The sequence below is a fragment of the Neorhizobium sp. JUb45 genome (assembly GCF_004343585.1).
Taxonomy (GTDB): domain Bacteria; phylum Pseudomonadota; class Alphaproteobacteria; order Rhizobiales; family Rhizobiaceae; genus Neorhizobium.
In genome coordinates, this window is the sequence record NZ_SLYW01000003.1 from 339,801 (window position 1) to 355,691 (window position 15,891).

At 60.7% G+C, this 15,891-nt stretch carries 15 protein-coding genes; 4 read left to right on the forward strand and 11 right to left on the reverse strand.

The genetic code is table 11. The annotated features are described in order from the left end of the window. Positions 1–37: 37 nt before the first annotated feature. Genes EDF70_RS14205 through EDF70_RS14215 form a run of 3 tightly spaced genes read left to right on the forward strand, consistent with a single transcriptional unit; the run spans position 38 to position 3,411 of the window. Positions 38–1,765, forward strand: coding sequence for an iron ABC transporter permease (locus tag EDF70_RS14205; RefSeq protein WP_132274461.1), 1,728 nt, complete (start codon positions 38–40; stop codon positions 1,763–1,765). 9 nt (positions 1,766–1,774) lie between these two features. Beyond that, a complete protein-coding gene (locus EDF70_RS14210; RefSeq protein WP_132274464.1) occupies positions 1,775–2,815 on the forward strand; it encodes an ABC transporter ATP-binding protein in 1,041 nt (346 codons plus the stop codon). Further along, positions 2,812–3,411: a histidine phosphatase family protein gene (locus tag EDF70_RS14215; RefSeq protein WP_132274467.1), complete on the forward strand. Its 600-nt coding sequence runs from the start codon at positions 2,812–2,814 to the stop codon at positions 3,409–3,411. The genes EDF70_RS14210 and EDF70_RS14215 overlap by 4 nt, the downstream gene beginning before the upstream one ends. A gap of 6 nt (positions 3,412–3,417) precedes the next feature. On the opposite strand, the gene EDF70_RS14220 is transcribed toward EDF70_RS14215, so the two are convergent. Next, the gene (locus tag EDF70_RS14220; RefSeq protein WP_165932030.1) at positions 3,418–3,954 is read right to left on the reverse strand and encodes a DUF2478 domain-containing protein; all 537 of its coding nucleotides are present in this window, start codon (positions 3,952–3,954) and stop codon (positions 3,418–3,420) included. A 417-nt stretch (positions 3,955–4,371) separates the two neighbouring features. Here EDF70_RS14220 and EDF70_RS14225 point away from each other — a divergent pair, with 417 nt between their 5' ends. Continuing rightward, on the forward strand, positions 4,372–6,474 hold the full coding sequence (locus tag EDF70_RS14225) for a TonB-dependent siderophore receptor (protein WP_132274473.1): 2,103 nt from the start codon (positions 4,372–4,374) through the stop codon (positions 6,472–6,474). 661 nt (positions 6,475–7,135) lie between these two features. Here EDF70_RS14225 and EDF70_RS14230 read toward each other — a convergent pair. The 10 genes from EDF70_RS14230 to pcaC all read right to left on the reverse strand — a co-directional run bounded on the left by EDF70_RS14230 (position 7,136) and on the right by pcaC (position 15,889). Further along, positions 7,136–8,029, reverse strand: a complete 894-nt coding sequence (locus EDF70_RS14230) for an AraC family transcriptional regulator (protein WP_207908255.1) — start codon at positions 8,027–8,029, stop codon at positions 7,136–7,138. A 97-nt stretch (positions 8,030–8,126) separates the two neighbouring features. Next, entirely contained in the window at positions 8,127–8,843 is a 717-nt protein-coding gene (locus EDF70_RS14235) for an ABC transporter ATP-binding protein (RefSeq protein ID WP_132274476.1), read from the reverse strand. Further along, complete coding sequence (locus EDF70_RS14240) at positions 8,824–9,585, reverse strand: ABC transporter ATP-binding protein (RefSeq protein ID WP_132274479.1); 762 nt, start codon at positions 9,583–9,585, stop codon at positions 8,824–8,826. Before EDF70_RS14240 ends, EDF70_RS14235 begins: the two co-directional genes overlap by 20 nt. Continuing rightward, positions 9,582–10,562, reverse strand: a complete 981-nt coding sequence (locus EDF70_RS14245) for a branched-chain amino acid ABC transporter permease (protein WP_245519168.1) — start codon at positions 10,560–10,562, stop codon at positions 9,582–9,584. Before EDF70_RS14245 ends, EDF70_RS14240 begins: the two co-directional genes overlap by 4 nt. Positions 10,563–10,573: 11 nt before the next feature. Next, complete coding sequence (locus EDF70_RS14250) at positions 10,574–11,437, reverse strand: branched-chain amino acid ABC transporter permease (RefSeq protein WP_132274485.1); 864 nt, start codon at positions 11,435–11,437, stop codon at positions 10,574–10,576. Between the two features lie 279 nt (positions 11,438–11,716). Further along, positions 11,717–12,889 carry an ABC transporter substrate-binding protein gene (locus EDF70_RS14255; protein WP_132274489.1) on the reverse strand — a complete coding sequence of 391 codons (1,173 nt, stop codon included), beginning with the start codon at positions 12,887–12,889 and terminating at the stop codon, positions 11,717–11,719. Between the two features lie 144 nt (positions 12,890–13,033). After that, a complete protein-coding gene (locus EDF70_RS14260; protein WP_132274492.1) occupies positions 13,034–14,089 on the reverse strand; it encodes a 3-carboxy-cis,cis-muconate cycloisomerase in 1,056 nt (351 codons plus the stop codon). A gap of 21 nt (positions 14,090–14,110) precedes the next feature. Next, positions 14,111–14,728: a protocatechuate 3,4-dioxygenase subunit alpha gene (gene pcaG / locus EDF70_RS14265; protein ID WP_132274495.1), complete on the reverse strand. Its 618-nt coding sequence runs from the start codon at positions 14,726–14,728 to the stop codon at positions 14,111–14,113. Position 14,729: 1 nt separating this feature from the next. After that, a complete protein-coding gene (pcaH, locus tag EDF70_RS14270) occupies positions 14,730–15,470 on the reverse strand; it encodes a protocatechuate 3,4-dioxygenase subunit beta (protein ID WP_132274498.1) in 741 nt (246 codons plus the stop codon). Beyond that, on the reverse strand, positions 15,467–15,889 hold the full coding sequence (gene pcaC / locus EDF70_RS14275) for a 4-carboxymuconolactone decarboxylase (protein WP_132274501.1): 423 nt from the start codon (positions 15,887–15,889) through the stop codon (positions 15,467–15,469). Before pcaC ends, pcaH begins: the two co-directional genes overlap by 4 nt. Between the last annotated feature and the right edge of the window lie 2 nt (positions 15,890–15,891).

Consider the following 15,891-nt stretch of genomic DNA (forward strand, 5'->3'; position numbering starts at 1 on the left):
GGGCAAACCGCGAGCCCGAACATTTCCGGAGTACCCCATGACCACCCTGCTCGGGCCGATCGGTTCAGCACTCAACAAACGCGGCCTGACGCTCACCATGGCGCTGGTGCTTGTTGCGCTGGTGGCGGCGCCACTTGCCACGATCCTTGTCCAGACTGTCTACCCATCCTCATCAGCATGGGGCGATGTGCTGGCCAGCCGCCTGTCGCAAAACCTGTTCTGGCGCCCGACGATCAACACCATGATCATCGGCCTCGGCGTCGCGGCCGGCTGCGTGCTGCTGGGCGGTTTTCTTGCGTGGCTCGTCGTGATGACCGACGTTCCCGGCCGACCGGTCATCGCTTTCATGGCGACGCTGCCCTTCATGATCCCGAGCTTTGCCACGGCGCTGGCCTGGGGCACGGTGTTCCGCAACGGCCGCGTAGGCGGTGGCGGCGGCCTGCTGGAAGGCCTCGGCTTTTCCGTGCCCGACTGGCTGTCCTGGGGCATGACGCCAACCATCATCGTGCTCATCGCGCACTATTATGCGCTCGCCTTCACCGTGATCGCCGCAGCGCTTGCCACCGTCAACGGCGATCTCGTCGAAGCCGCGCAGATGACCGGTGCCTCGCGAAAACGTATTCTGTTCGGCATCGTGTTGCCTGTCGTCACACCCGCCATCATTGCTGGCGGATCGCTGGCCTTTGCCGGTGCCGTTTCCAATTTTGCAGCACCTGCGCTGCTCGGCCTCCCGGTCAGGATGCAGACGCTCTCCACCCGCCTGTTCGGCATGATCGAAATCGGCCAGACTGAGCGCGGTTACGTGCTTGCCATCCTGCTGATCGGCATTTCGGCAATCTTCCTTGGGCTCGGCAACCGTATGCTTTCCGGCCGCCGCAGCTTTGCGACGATCGGGGGCAAGGGTGCAAAGCCGCGCCGGTTTGCGCTTGACGGTGCCCGTCTGCCGCTGACGGTGGTCGCATGGGTGATCTGCATTCTCACCACCATCCTGCCGATCCTGCTTCTCGTAGCCGCAAGCCTTGCACCGTCCTCCCTGTCGCTATTTTCCGACTGGACGCTGCATTACTGGATCGGCGATGCCGACCCGGCCTTCGCGCGCGGTCAGCCCGGCATCTTTCACAATCCGCAGCTTCTCTCAGCGCTGACAACGACGCTGGTCCTTGGCGCATCCGTGGCACTGGCCGCCAACATCATCGGCATGCTAATCGCGGTCGCTCTGACACGACAAAAAGTGCCGGTGCTGAGCAACCTCGTGTCGCAACTCAGCTTTCTGCCGATGCTGCTGCCCGGCATCGCCTTTGCCGCCGCCTATATCGCGCTTTACGGCGCGCCCATCGGCCCGCTGCCGGCGCTTTACGGCACCAAGCTTTTGCTCGCACTGGCGCTGACCGCCGCCATGCTGCCCTTCGCGGTGCAGACGGGCCGGGCAACCGTCTCGCAGATATCCGGCGATATCGACGAGGCGGCGCGCATGACCGGTGCCGGTTTCTTCCGCAGGCTCGGTGCCATCACGCTGCCGCTGGCGGCGCGCGGGCTTGCCGCCGGTCTGCTGATCACATTCGTCAATGTCATCGGCGATCTGGCGATCACCATTCTTCTCTACACCCCAACGTCTCCGCTGCTGGCCGTGCTGTCCTATTCCTACGCATCCGACGGGTTCCACCAGTTCGCCAATGCGGTGACGCTGGTCATCCTGATCATTTCAATGCTGGCCACCGGCGCCGCCACGCTTCTGCGCGGCCGCCGTCGCCAGTCCTTTACCTGAGGTCACACCGTGATTTCCCTCGACAAGATCACAAAATCCTTCGGCACATCCAATGCCGTTTCCGATGTCAGCTTTTCCGTGCTGGAAGGCTCGTTTCTGGTGCTGCTTGGGCCTTCCGGCTGCGGCAAAAGCACGATGCTGCGCATGCTGGCCGGTCTCGACCAGCCGACATCGGGAAAAATGCGGTTCGGCGATACGCTGGTGGCGGACGGTGAAGCCGGCCTGTCGCTGCCGCCGGCAGACCGCAATGCCGGGCTGGTGTTCCAGTCCTATGCGCTATGGCCGCATATGACCGTGGCTGGCAATATCGAATGGCCGCTGAAGGTCGCCAAGCTGCCGAAAGAAGAACGCCGCGCCCGCGTGCTGGACGCGATGGAAATGCTCGGCATCGAAAAGCTCGCCAACCGTTATCCCGGCGAGATTTCCGGCGGCCAGCAACAGCGTGTAGCACTGGCCCGCATGATTGCGCCGCGGCCAAAAGTGATGTTGTTCGACGAACCGCTTTCCAACCTCGACGCAACGCTGCGTGTGGAAATGCGCTTCGAACTGCTGAAGGTTCACGCAGCCACCGGTGCCACCGCCGTCTACGTCACCCACGACCAGGTGGAGGCCATGACCATGGCGACGCATGTGGCGGTGATGAACAATGGCCGTATCGAGCAATTCGATGCGCCGGACAGGTTGCTGGCTGAACCGGCCTCGGCCTTTGTTGCCGGTTTTGTCGGCACGCCGGCCGCCAACCTCATCCCGATCGAAAACGGCATGTGGTTCGGCACCATGCCCGACCCGCTGCTGCGGGGGTCCTCCGGCCACGCCATGGTGCGGGCTGAGCAGATCACGCTTGCCAACGAGAATGGCCCACGCACGTTCGAGGCGGTTCTGGCCGAGGTGGTGCCGATGGCAGGCCGGTTTCTGGTGACCGGCATCGCCAACGGCATCCGCATCACCGCCGTTTCAGATCAGGTCGCCCGCCCTTCGGGCAAATTACGGTTCCGCCTGCCATCTGCACCGGCGGCAATTTTTGATAAACAGGGAACACGCATGTCATGAAACGCATCCTTCTGGTTCGCCACGGCGAAAGCGAATGGAACGCCATCCGCCGACTGCAGGGACAGGCCGATATCGAGCTTTCCGAACGCGGCCAACAGCAGGCGGAGGCGCTTGCGCCGATGGTGGCGAGTTTTAGCCCCGGCCTCGTGATGACGTCCGATCTCAAGCGCGCGGCTGACACCGCAGCGCTTCTGGGCCACGAAGATGCTGTGCGTGAACCGCTGTTGCGCGAACAGAATGTCGGCGCCTGGACCGGCATGGATATCGCCCAGTTGATGACCGATGCGCCGAGCGCCTATGCCGGCTGGCGGGCCGGCACGTTTGCGCCCGAGAATGGCGAGATCTGGGCCGATTTTCGCGCCCGCATCCGCCAGGCGCTGGACCGGGCGATCACCGCCGAAGCCGAGACGGTGCTGATGGTGTGCCACGGTGGCGTCATCCGCGCCGCACTCGACGGCGCGCTCGGCCTGCCGCCGGCGCGCATCATTCCGGTCGGTCCGGCGAGCCTCACCATTCTTGCATTTCCCAAGGGCGAGCCGCGACTGGAAGTGTTCAATGCCACGACATTCGCGCCGATCATCGACGCGCCGGATTGAGGCAGGTTAGCTGCCGGCCTCACGCGCCAGACCCGATCGACACCAGTCGAGAACGGCCTCTTCATTACAAGGCAAAAGCACGGACATGTCGCCGGTATAGGCTTGCCAGCCATCGACATGCTCCGGCTTGACGGAGGTCAGCACCGGCAGACCAAGTTCGATGGCCTTTTCGTAAACGGCGCGTAGTCCGTTTCCCTCGGTTTCGGTTCGGCCGAACCGATTGAGAATCAAGAGGTCCGCATCCCTTTCCAGCCGGGCAAGTATGCGACCGGCAAGATCGGCAAGCACGCCGGTATCCAGACGGCAACCGGAGCCGGGACCACCGCGCGGCTGCATGATCGCAAAGGTCTCGCCGGTCTCGATATCTTCCGCGACAACCTCGGCATCATGGCCGGGCGGCGCCGGATATTCTCGCTGGACGTAACCGGCGGCATGCACACCATCCGCCCGAAGCGTTTTGATAAGCGAATCGAACAGTGGTTCGGCGGCGATGTCTTTCCGCAGCAATATGGCTGCCAGCGGGGCAGAGCGCATGTTCGGCATGGCGGCTTTTCCGGTTCGTGCGGTCATCGCGGCCGACATAACCGATTGCGGCGAACCGTGCACGCGGGAATCACCGACTGCGGTTGAGACGCGTTAACCTCTTGAAGTTCCCGACAGTCGGGCCACTGCTGTGCAACTTCGCCACACCATCAATGAATATCGACAGTTTCAGCAAAACCGGCTGGAAAATTCCATGGTTTTCTACAAAACACCGGAAAGCTACAATACCTGATCATTAAGCTCAGGTTAGTAAATTGCCGGGGATATCACATCGGCGTTACCAACCACCTCCGATCCGGTAAGCTGCAAACCGGATGGAATGGACGGCCTTCGTTTCATGCGACATCTCCGAAAAAGGATCGCGCTGCTTTAGTGCCGGTATCTTTCAGTATGTGTCTAACCTGTGGAACGTGAAAAATGGATAGCAAGAGAACCGGCCGAACCAAGCGGCGGACTTTTACACGCCGAGCCAACGCGGTTCTTCTGAGCTGCACCGCAATCATCGCACTGTCGCCCGCGCTCGCGGCTGCGCAGGACGCGGATTCCGGGTCGGCAACGGTTCTCCAGACCATTACCGTTGAGGGCAATGGCGGCGATGACGATTCCAAGACGATCATCGCCAACCGCACGACCGGTGCCGGCAAGCTGCCGAGCGAAGTGCTGACGACGCCGGCTTCCGTGTCTGTCGTCACCTCCAAGGAAATTCAGGAACGCGGCGCGACCAGCGTCGAACAGGTCGTTCAATATACGGCCGGCGTCTCCACCGACTTTTACGGAACCGACGACCGTTTTGACTATTTCGATATTCGCGGTTTCACACCCTATACCTACCGCGATGGCCTTGGGATTGGCAGAACATTCGCCGGCATCAAGGAAGAGCCCTATGCCTACGAACGCATGGAAATCCTTAAAGGTGTCAGCTCTGCCGGCTTTGGCGTGGCTGAACCCGGCGGCTCGGTGAACTACGTTACGAAAACACCGAAGAGCGAGCGCTTCGGCGAAGTCTACACGACCGGCGGCTCCTATGCGCACAAGGAAGTCGGCTTCGACTTCGGTGACAACATCACCGAGGACGATACCCTTTCCTATCGCCTGACGGGAAAGCTGCAGCGCGCCGATGCGGAATACGATTTTTCGCGCGACGATGAAAACTTCTTCATGAGCGGCCTGACCTGGCGCCCGACCGATGCGACCAGCCTGACATTCGTCTATGATCATCTGGACAAGAAGGGGGTTCCCGGTAGCGGCGGTTACCCTCTCTACGGCGAGTTCGACAATTCCGCATTTTTCGGTGAGCCGGATTATTATTTCAACGATGTCAACCGCAACAGCTACAGCCTGATGCTGGATCATGACTTCGGCAATGGTCTGACCTTCGGTTCCAAGGCACGTTACAGCAGCTCGGTCGTGGATGCCGGCAGCGCATACCTCGATACGGCCAACAGCGCGACCAATGAGGCAACGCGCTACTTCTACGGCAGCGACAGATCTTTCGATCAATTCATAATCGACGCCAACCTGACGTATGAGGCCAATTTCGAAAACGTCGATAGCCGTACACTGGTCGGCGCCGAGTACAACAAATACAGCTCGGACAACTATTGGATTTACACATCTGCAGCTCCGATCAACTGGCTGAACCCGGCCTATAGCGGTGGCCCGGCGGCAGGGACACCGGTCTACCTCACCGCCACCGATCAAAAAACCAAGGCTCTTTACCTTCAGGAAGAGCTGACGTTTTCCGACCGGCTGACGGTCAGCCTGGGCATGCGCAACGACTGGCTTGATCTCAGCGAGGACGGACAGTCTGGCAGCTACAGCGAGTTCACGAAACGTATTGGCGTCAGTTACAAGATCACGCCAGAATTGGCTGCCTTTGCAAGCTATGGCGAATCCGTCGCCCCGCCGGCAACAGGAGCCCAGCCGACAACCGGCAAGCAGTACGAAGTCGGTATCAAATACAAGCCGGACGCTTTCCCTGCCCTGTTCACCGCGTCAGTCTACGACCTTTCCAAGGGTAACATCACCGTAGATGACGGCGTCATCTATGTTCCCGCAACCGTGGACAAGGTACGGCACCGCGGCATCGAACTGGAGGCCAAGGCAGAGGTCACCAACAATATCAGCCTGATTGCCGCCTATACCTATATCAATTCCAAAATCGAGGAACCCGGCGGACTTTATGACGGTCATCGACTGATGCGCGTTCCGGAACATCTCGCATCTGTCTGGGGCACCTACACGCTCGAAGGAAATGACAAACGCGGCGACATGACATTCGGGCTGGGCGCCAGATATACGGGTGAGTATTTCACGAATATCCAGAACACCGCGTATGGCGAGGAAGCCATCCTGTTCGATGCTGCCTTCACCTACAAGATCCAGCCGAACACAACGTTCCAGCTGAATGTCAGCAATCTGTTCGACGAGAAGCACATTGCACAGCGGGACGATGATAAAGGCGTGAAGTTCTACAATGCCGGCAGGACCATCATGGCGACGCTTCGCCAGAGCTGGTAACAATCACAACCCCGCCCGGAAATCCGGGCGGGGTTTTTCCGCAAGATTTCGCCCTGAAGTTGGACGGCTTGGGAAAAGGGCAGACTGAGCCCTTGGCGATCTTCAGATTTTCAAAAAACACCCGCCAATCTGCGGGTTATGCGGTCGGGACACGGTTTGTGCCTCTGACTTAGGTTTATATATGACACGCGCCGTGCCCCGTTTCGGCGGTTTTTGCCCGCGACTTCGGTTGCTCTGCAAAAGCCATCCCGATGATTAAAGCGGTTCAGGAACCGCTCTCGCCACCGACCGGCAATCATGTGTGCCGCATAGGCACGCCCGGCGCGCTCTTTCGGGCTTCAGAAGCCAGACGAGGTTTGACGCCCTCAACACCTCCCCCGTGTCGCCGGAGGTGAACCAGTTTCCGCGAACCCCGGAATTGAGAACTTACGTCGTTTCCTCAACCCCAGCGCCGGCGCCAACTCGCCGGGACGCCTCCCGTATCAGCGATGGAACAGGATCAGTGTAGGCACGGGTTTTGAGGGTGTGGATGAAGTCGGGATCTACTTTTTCAAGCGCTTGAATAAGCTCGAATAAAACTTCAATGAAATGTGGCAATTGGGGTAAACTGCTCGATTTGCGACACCAATGTCGCAGCTGGCAGGACGAGACGACAACGCCCCTACCGCGCCCTTTGCAAACGCCGCCACGATGCCGGCGTATCGCCGACCACCTGCTTGAATGTCTTGGTGAGATGCGCCTGATCGGTAAATCCGAGTTTTGCCGCCACATCCGTCACGGTCATGTCGCTTTCCAGCATGATCCGTTGCGCCAGTTCGACGCGGCGGCCCAGCTGCCATTGCAATGGTGTCTGACCGGTCGTGTTCTTGAACACCTTGTTGAACCAGCTTTCGGACAGACCGACCGTCATTGCCATTTCCGCAACCGTCAGCTTCAGTCCGCCTTCCATTGCCGCGCGCGCGACCAGCTTGGCCATCTGCGCCTGCGAAAGCCTGTGGTTCCAGCCGTCGCCTTCATCGACCGGGATATCGAGAAGACCGGTGACGAGACTGCCGACAAGGCTTTCGGCATAGACCGGGTGTTTGCTGGGATTTTCGACTTCCGCCACCAGCAAGCCGGCCAGTATTTCTATATCGCCGATATCCTGCGTCTCTACAGGCCTCGTCAATGCCGTTCTGGCCGCGGAGGTGCCAAGCGACGGCGCCAGGAATTTCAAAAGCCGGTCACGATGAATGTGCACATCCACATGCGAAAAACGATGATCGGCGCAGGCGGATGTCCACATCGGAACACCGGCCGGCACATAGATCGCCCGTGTCATGGAGCGGAAATGCCGCACCGCCCCTTCGCCGTGGTTCGACATGCGGAACTGCGCCGAAATGTCGTTGAAGAAAATCATCACCCTCGGATCGGGTGACACATAATAACCCTTCGCGCCGACCTTGCAGCTTGCCTGCCAGAAAACGCCAACCGCGCCATCGAGGCAGCGCCATTTGACCGGTGCTGTCGGCGTGATGCCTTCCGTATAGGCAGTCATGGATGGGATGTAGCTCACTCGATACCCGATGATAAACATGGCGGGGCAAACGCCTCAAAAGATGAGCACAGCTATCATGTATGACAAGGTCAGGCAATCGGCCGCCTTTAGTCGATCAATGCAGGCCGCCGACGCCGAGCAGCCGATCGACCGTTTCCTGATCGGCAGAAAGTGCCTGCGGCGTGCCCGTCCAGGCTATGCGGCCGCGCTCCATGATCATCACGCGATCGGCGAATTCCAGCGCGCTCTGGATGCGCTGTTCGACAAGAAGAATGGTGGTTTCGCCGGATTGTGCCAGAAGCGAAAAGGCCGCCATCAGTTCCTCGCAGATGACCGGCGCCAGACCCTCCAGCGGTTCATCGAGCAGCAGCACGCTCGGCTGGCCAAGAATGGTGCGGGCCGTCGATAGCATCTGCTGTTCGCCGCCGGAGAGTTGACTGCCGAGATTGCCGCGCCGCTCTTTCAGCCGCGGGAACATGGCGTAGGCTTCCTCGACGGCTGATTTCGGGCGGTTCTTCAGGCCGACGAACAGGTTTTCCTCGACTGTCAGGCTCGGAAACACGTCGCGAGTCTGCGGCACATATCCGAGGCCGGACAGTGCGCGGGCGGCACTGGGCTGAGCGGAGATGTCAGTGCCGCCAAGACGGATTTCGCCGCCGTAACGCCGCGTCTGGCCGGCGATGGTGGCGAACAGGCTGGTCTTGCCCATGCCGTTGCGGCCGAGCACGGCCAGACGCTCGCCGGCCGGTACGGAAAACGAGATGTCCTCGATTACGCGCGTCGGACCGTAACCGGCCGACAGTTTTATCACCTCAAGCGGCGCTGCCGGCATTGGCATAACTCCCCAGATAAGCTTCGCGCACAGCCACATCCTGCGTCACATCCTGCGGCGAGCCATCGAAAATGACAGTGCCGGCGGCCAGCACCATGACCCGTTTTGCGAACCGGAAAACCAGATCCATGTCGTGTTCGATCATCAGCACCGCGAGGTCCGGCGGCAGCATGTCGAGTGCGCGTTCAATGCGGGCCGTTTCACTCTGCGGCACGCCGGCGGCCGGCTCATCCAGCAGCAGCACCTTTGGCCTAAGCGCCATGGCGAGCGCGATTTCCAGCAGGCGCTGCTGACCATAGGCGATTTCGCGGACCTTCAGATGGGCAAGCTCGCTCAAGCCCAGCAGGTGGAGAATTTCGCCGACCTCTTCCACGACAGGACGCATGGCATCATGACGGCCGAACATGCGGCTGGCCTTGCCATCGCGTTGCAGGATGGCGAGCGCCACATGTTCCTGCGGCGTCATATCGGCGAAAAGCCGCGTGACCTGAAAGGAACGGACCAGACCGCGGCGCACGCGCTGCATGGCTTTCACACCGGTAATGTCCTCGCCCGCCAATGCAATCGACCCGCCATCCGGCTTGATATGACCGGTCACGAGATTGACGAAGGTGGTTTTGCCGGCGCCGTTGGGGCCGATCAGCGCCAACCGATCACCGGCGGCAAGCGACAGCGACACGTCATTGGTGACAGCAAGCCCGCCGAAATTCTTGCGCAGCTTTTTGGCTTCGAAAAGGCTCATCTTTCACCTCCACGGCGGCGCGACAGGAAGGCGGCGGCCGAGCCGTACAGCCCTTTTGGCGCGAACAGCACCACGACGATCAAAAGCGCGCCGACGATGGTGAGCCAATGGAACGGATTGGCGGCGGAAACCACATCCTCGAACCACATGAAGGAGACGGTGCCGACCATGGCGCCGTAAAGAGACCCGGTGCCGCCGAGCACCAACATGACAAGCGCTTCCGCCGAAAGCGTAAACGACAGGCTGTCGAGCCCGACGACCTGGGTGGAGATGGCATTGAGCGCACCGCCGACGCCGGCGACCGCACCGGATATCACGTACATGCGCAGCATCACCGAATGGACCGACGCGCCCATGGCGGCAACACGCACCGGATCCTCCCGCACGCCACGCGCCAGCATGCCGAAGGGTGATTGCACGAGGATACGCAAAGACACGAACACGATCAGTAGCAGGACGATTCCATAAATATAAGCGGTGCGGCCCCAGAGATCGAATTCGAACAGGCCAAGCAATGCATCCGTGGTGATGCCGGAGAGACCGTCGCTGCCGCCGGTCCAGCTTGATGCCTTGTTGGCGACCTCGTGGAACAGGTGGACGACGGCGATGGACAGAACCAGTTGCGGCAGGCCGTGGGCGCGCAGGATGACGATGCCGGAAACGAGGCCCGCCAGGGCACCGGCGACAGCGCCGATCAGCGTCATGGTCAGCGGCTCGGTGATGCCGAAATGCGCCGAGACGATGCCGGCGCCATAAGCCCCTGCCCCGAACAGCGCCGCATGGCCGAGCGTGGCGACGCCGCAATAACCGGTGACGAGATCGATCGACAGGACCAGCAGCATGGTGGCGACGATGCGGGTGAGCAGCGCCAGATTGTTGGGAAACAGGAAATAGCCGATGACGCTGGCGGCGATGATGACGGCAATGCCGATCAGCGTTCCAAGTGGCCGGCGGCGTGTGGGAAGAGTGCTATCCATCAGAACTGCCATTACTTGAACCGCCCTGCCAGACCGCGCGGGAAGAGGGTGACGATGACGATCACCGCGAGATAGAAAAAGAACTCGCCATATTCCGGAGCGAGGTAACGCCCGGTCGTGTCGATGGCGCCGAGCAGCAGACAGGCGATCAGAGCGCCCGGAATGGAGCCGGCGCCGCCGATCGATACGGCGACCAGAAACGTCACCATGTAGCGCAGCGCATAATAGGGTTCGACCGGCAGAAGCTCGGCTCCGACGATGCCCCCGAAAGCGGCAAGACCGACGGCAACTGCAAAGCTGACGGCATAGACCAGTTGCGTTCGCACACCGAGTGCCGCGGCCATGGGCGCGTTATCTACGGCGGCGCGCAGGCGGATGCCGAAGGCGGTGCGTTCGATCAGGAACCACAGACCACCGGCGACGATGAGGCCGCAGACGATGGCGAAGATACGGTGGGTGGCGATGGCGCGGAAACCGAGATCGATCGAGCCACTCAGGGTTTCTGGCAGCGGAATGGTTTTCAGCGTCGGGCCAAAAGCATAGTTGGCGAGACCGATGACGCAGAAGGTGATGCCGATGGTCATCAGCACCTGCGTCAGTTCCGGCGCGCCGTAGATGCGGCGGTAGAGCAGGCGTTCGATCGGCACGGCGATGATGGCGGTGGCGACAACGGCGATCAGGATGGCGGGGGCATAACCGAGGCCGAGGTCACGCGTGGCGTAGGAGGCGAGATAACCGCCGATCATGGCGAATGCCCCATGGGCAAGGTTGACGACCCGCATCAGGCCCATCGTTACCGACAGACCGATCGAGATCACGAACAGCACCATGCCATAGGCAAGCGCGTCGATGGCTATGCTCAGAACAGTCTGCATGCGTGGTTATGGATCCTTGTCGTGTGGTCTTTTCTCATATGGCAACTCTTGAGGTTGGCTTGCGTCATTGGACAAGACCCCGCCCCAAACCCCTCCCCACAAGGGGGAGGGGCTTAACCCAGCCGCTCCGCCGAGGTCCGATCGAGGCAAGTGGGTGCCGCTGGTTTTCTCCCCCCTTGTGGGGGAGATGGCCGGCAGGCCATAGGGGGACTGGCTTCATATAAAAACCCTGTCGCAAGCGAGGTAGCGTGCTGAGCAGGCTACCTCACCACGAAAACCCTACTTTGCGGCCGCCAGACCCGGATCACCCTGACGCTCAAACGTCTTGATTTCCTTGTTGAAGTATTTCCCCTCCGCCCCCTTCGTCACTTCACGCAGATAGATGTTCTGGGTGATGTGACGGCTTTCGGCATCGATCGACACCGGGCCGCGCGGACTGGTCCACGACAGGCCCTTGACCGCATCGACAGCCTTCTTGGCATCCTGTTTTCCGCCGGTTGCCTCGATCATCTTGTAGATGACATGCATGCCGTCATAGGCGCCGACAGCAGGGAAGGACAGTTCTGCCGGATTGCCGATCGCCTTGGAGGCGGCTTCGACAAAGGCCTTGTTTTCCGGTGAGTCGTGGCTGACGGCATAATGGAAGGTCGTCTGCATGCCGGCGGCAGATTCGCCCAATGCCGGAAGATCGGATTCCTGCGTCAGGTCGCCCGGCGCAAAAATCTTGATTCCGGCGGTTTTTAGGCCGTTCTGGTTATAGGCTTTCACGAAACCGAGCGTGGTCGGGCCGGACGGCAGGAAGGCAAACACCGCACCTGCACCGGAATCCTTGATACGCTGCATGATCGGCGAAAAGTCGTTGGTGGAGAGCGGCATGCGGATCGCCTCGACGACCTTGCCGCCGGCCTTTTCAAAACCCGCCTTGAAGGCGTTTTCGGCGTCGACGCCCGGACCATAATCACTGACCACGGTGATGACCTTGTCGACGCCGGCATCTTTCGCGACCTGCGCAATCGGCGTCGAGGTCTGCCAGGTGGTGAACGACGTGCGCACCACGTATGGGCTCTTGGTGACGATGGCCGAGGTGGCGGCATTCATCACCACCATCGGCACATTACCCTGCTGCAGGATCGGTGTCGCGGCCATCGCATCCGGCGTGAAATAGAAGCCGGCGAGATATTGCACGCCTTCCTTGACGATCAGTTCCTGCGCCAGCGCCTTGGATTGCGCCGGATCGGCCTGCGGCACGTCGCGATAGATGATCTCGACATCGTTATCGCCGACCTTGGCACCATTGACCGCCATATAGGCATCGATACCGGCCTTGAAATTTTTGCCCTGCAGCGCGAACGGACCCGAAAACGGGCCAACGACGCCAACCTTGATCGTGGCCGCTTGCGCGCTGACGCTGAGTGCCAGCGTGGCAATCGCGGTTGCCAGAAACTTTTTCATATTACCTCCCTGATGCGGAAGCCCGATGGGCCTCCTCCTCCGCATTCGAATTGCAGTTTGTCATATGGCGCTGCCAAGTAAAATGAATTGGCCGAGATGACCCATATGCAAAAGGTTATGATTCAAGGCAATCGCCGACCGGGTCTAATTCCGGCCGAGCGAGCGGATATTGCCGGCCAGTTCGAGTGCCAGCCGAAGAGACGCACCGGTCGAAACCGCCATCTGCGGCAGGGTCAGCCACTCCAGCGTCCAGGCGGCGCCCGAGCGCTCCTGTTCATGCACAAGCGCCTGATGCATGCCGGAAAGCTGGGTGGCGTTAAAGCGGGCGAGCGACACCAGAACTTCGGCGGCCACCGGGTTCTGCTTGTGCGCCATCGCCGAAGAAACACCGCCGCCGGCCAGCACGATGTCACTGCCCGCTTCGGCCAGAAGGGCGATATCCTGCCCGAATTTTCCGAGGCTTCCGGTTATCAAAGACAGGAGGCTTGCCAGTTCACCCAACCGGTCGCGCTGGCTCTGCCATTGCGCGTGGTTGCCAAGCCCGAGGTCCTCGGCCAAGGCTTCACGCACGACAACGCCTTCCTCACCCAGACCATCCAGCGTGCCGGCGGCACCGCCGAACTGCAGCACGAGCGCGACTTCGGCAAAGGCTTCCAGACGAGCACGGTGACGGGCAAGCGGTTCGCACCATGCTCGGATGCGATCCGAAACCTTGATCTCGATCGCCGCCTGCATGCGGGTGTGGCCCATCATCACGTGATGGCCAAAACTCTTGTCGAGATCGGCAAAAGCGGCATCCAGCTTTTCCATGCGGTCTTCCAGCAGAGCGGCCACACCGCGCAGGCGCAACATCAGGCTGGTATCGACCACATCCTGGCTGGTGGCGCCCTTGTGGACATGGCGGCCGACCTCCGGCCCACAGGCCTCACGCAGCTGCCGGATCAGTTCCGGGACGACCACGCCGTCACGTGCTGTGGCAAGACGCAACTTTTCCATATCGGGTGAAAAGTGGGCGCAGACCTCGGCGATGCGTTCCGCCGCGCGGACGGGAATGGAGCCTTCCGCGGCTTCGCTGGAGGCCAGCGCCATCTCGAAATCCAGCATCGCCTTGATATCGGCATTGGCGGTGAAAAAGGCTGCCGTTTCCTTATCGCCCACAAGGCCGGAGAGAAACGGGTGGTCGAAGGCGGATACGCTCATGAAAACCGATGCCTTAACTGCTCAGATATCGAAGAACACGGTCTCGTCTTCGCCCTGAAGATGAATGTCGAAGGACACCGTGTCACCTTCGCGGCTGCCGATCAAGGTTTTGACCCGGCTGCAATGTTCCAACCGCATCAGGATCGGGTCCTCAGTATTGGCCTTTTCCTCATCGGAAAAATACATGCGGGTGTGGAGGCCGATATTGATGCCACGCGCGACGATCCAAAGCGTCACATGCGGCGCCATCAGACGACCGTCGTTGAAGGGCACGCGGCCGGGCTTGATCGTTTCGAAGACAAATTCGCCGGAGGTCATGTCGGCCGGGCAGCGGCCCCATCCGAGAAAGTTCGGGTCGGCCTTTCCGCGCGTTTCCGACGGGCTGTTGTAGAACCCGTCGCTATCGGCCTGCCAGATTTCGATCAGCGCATCCTTGAGCGGCGTGCCGGTGCCATCGAGAACGCGGCCGACAATGGTGATGCGGTCGCCACGCGTCTTTTCCGTAACCAGCGGGCCGGAACCGAGATCGGTTTCATAAACGCCTTCGATGCCGGTAAAATTCGGCGTGCAGCCGATATGGACGTAAGGGCCGGCGGTCTGCGAGGCGGATTCCTTCAGGTACCCGAGTGGTTGGGCCATATCAGTTGCCCTCCTTGCGGTTCTCGAAAAAGGTCGAGCGGCGACCGCGCAACACGATGTCGAACTTGTAGGCACGCATGTCCATCGGGATCGTCGCATTCATATCGAGTGGCGCGATCAGGCGCTTGATGGCCTCTTCGTCGGGAATGGTTTTGACGATCGGGCAGATCCGGATCATCGGGTCGCCTTCAAAATACATCTGGGTGATCAGGCGCTGCGCAAAACCATGACCGAAAACGGAAAAATGGATATGCGCGGGGCGCCAGTCGTTGACGCCGTTCGGCCACGGATAGGCGCCGGGCTGGATGGTCTTGAACCAGTAATACCCGTTCTCGTCGGTAATCGTGCGGCCGAAACCGCCGAAATTCGGATCAAGGGCGGCGAGATAGGTTTCCTTCTTGTGGCGATAACGCCCACCGGCATTGGCCTGCCAGAATTCCACCAGAGCACCATCGACACCACGCCCGCGTTCATCCAGCACACGCCCATGCACGAGAATGCGCTGACCGATCGCCATTTCGCCGGGACGGGCATAATTGACGATCAGGTCGTTATCGAATTCGCCCAAAATATTGTGGCCGAAAACCGGGCCAGTGATTTCGGAACGGGTGCCATCCAGCGAGATCAACGCCTTTTGCGGAGAACGCAGCACGGATGTCTTGTAACCCGGCGTATAGGCCGGCGGATGGATGGAGCGGTCACGGGCAAAAAAGCCGCCGGTTTCGGGTCTCTCGTTCTTCACTGTGCCTCCTCCCCGGCGCTCACGCCGGCGGCATCGATCTCGGCATAGGCCGCCTTGACGATCTTGAACGCATGGTTGGCGGCCGGCACACCGGCATAGATCGCCACATGCAAAAGCGCCTCGCAGACATCCTCCCGGCTCGCGCCGGTATTTGCCGTGGCGCGCACATGCATGGCCACCTCCTCATCCTGGCCGAGTGCCGCAAGCAGCGCGATCGTGACGATCGAGCGGTCGCGTTTCGACCAGGTCTCCCTCGACCAGACATTGCCCCAGGCGGTTTCCGTGATCAACTCCTGAAACGGCTTGTCGAACGGCGTTTCATTGGCCACCGCCCGGTCGACATGGGCATTGCCCAGAACCGCGCGGCGCGTCGCCATGCCCTTGCGATAACGCTCGGAGGGATTTGGGGCCTCAGTCATGG

Coding starts and splice junctions, on each gene's coding strand:
- EDF70_RS14220 (WP_165932030.1), bottom strand. CDS start 3,954: ATGCCGAACATGCGCTCTGCCCCGCTGGCAGCCATATTGCTGCGGAAA.
- EDF70_RS14245 (WP_245519168.1), bottom strand. CDS start 10,562: ATGGATAGCACTCTTCCCACACGCCGCCGGCCACTTGGAACGCTGATC.
- EDF70_RS14240 (WP_132274479.1), bottom strand. CDS start 9,585: ATGAGCCTTTTCGAAGCCAAAAAGCTGCGCAAGAATTTCGGCGGGCTT.
- EDF70_RS14215 (WP_132274467.1), top strand. CDS start 2,812: ATGAAACGCATCCTTCTGGTTCGCCACGGCGAAAGCGAATGGAACGCC.
- EDF70_RS14255 (WP_132274489.1), bottom strand. CDS start 12,889: ATGAAAAAGTTTCTGGCAACCGCGATTGCCACGCTGGCACTCAGCGTC.
- pcaG (WP_132274495.1), bottom strand. CDS start 14,728: ATGGCCCAACCACTCGGGTACCTGAAGGAATCCGCCTCGCAGACCGCC.
- EDF70_RS14205 (WP_132274461.1), top strand. CDS start 38: ATGACCACCCTGCTCGGGCCGATCGGTTCAGCACTCAACAAACGCGGC.
- EDF70_RS14260 (WP_132274492.1), bottom strand. CDS start 14,089: ATGAGCGTATCCGCCTTCGACCACCCGTTTCTCTCCGGCCTTGTGGGC.
- EDF70_RS14250 (WP_132274485.1), bottom strand. CDS start 11,437: ATGCAGACTGTTCTGAGCATAGCCATCGACGCGCTTGCCTATGGCATG.
- EDF70_RS14235 (WP_132274476.1), bottom strand. CDS start 8,843: ATGCCGGCAGCGCCGCTTGAGGTGATAAAACTGTCGGCCGGTTACGGT.
- pcaC (WP_132274501.1), bottom strand. CDS start 15,889: ATGACTGAGGCCCCAAATCCCTCCGAGCGTTATCGCAAGGGCATGGCG.
- EDF70_RS14225 (WP_132274473.1), top strand. CDS start 4,372: ATGGATAGCAAGAGAACCGGCCGAACCAAGCGGCGGACTTTTACACGC.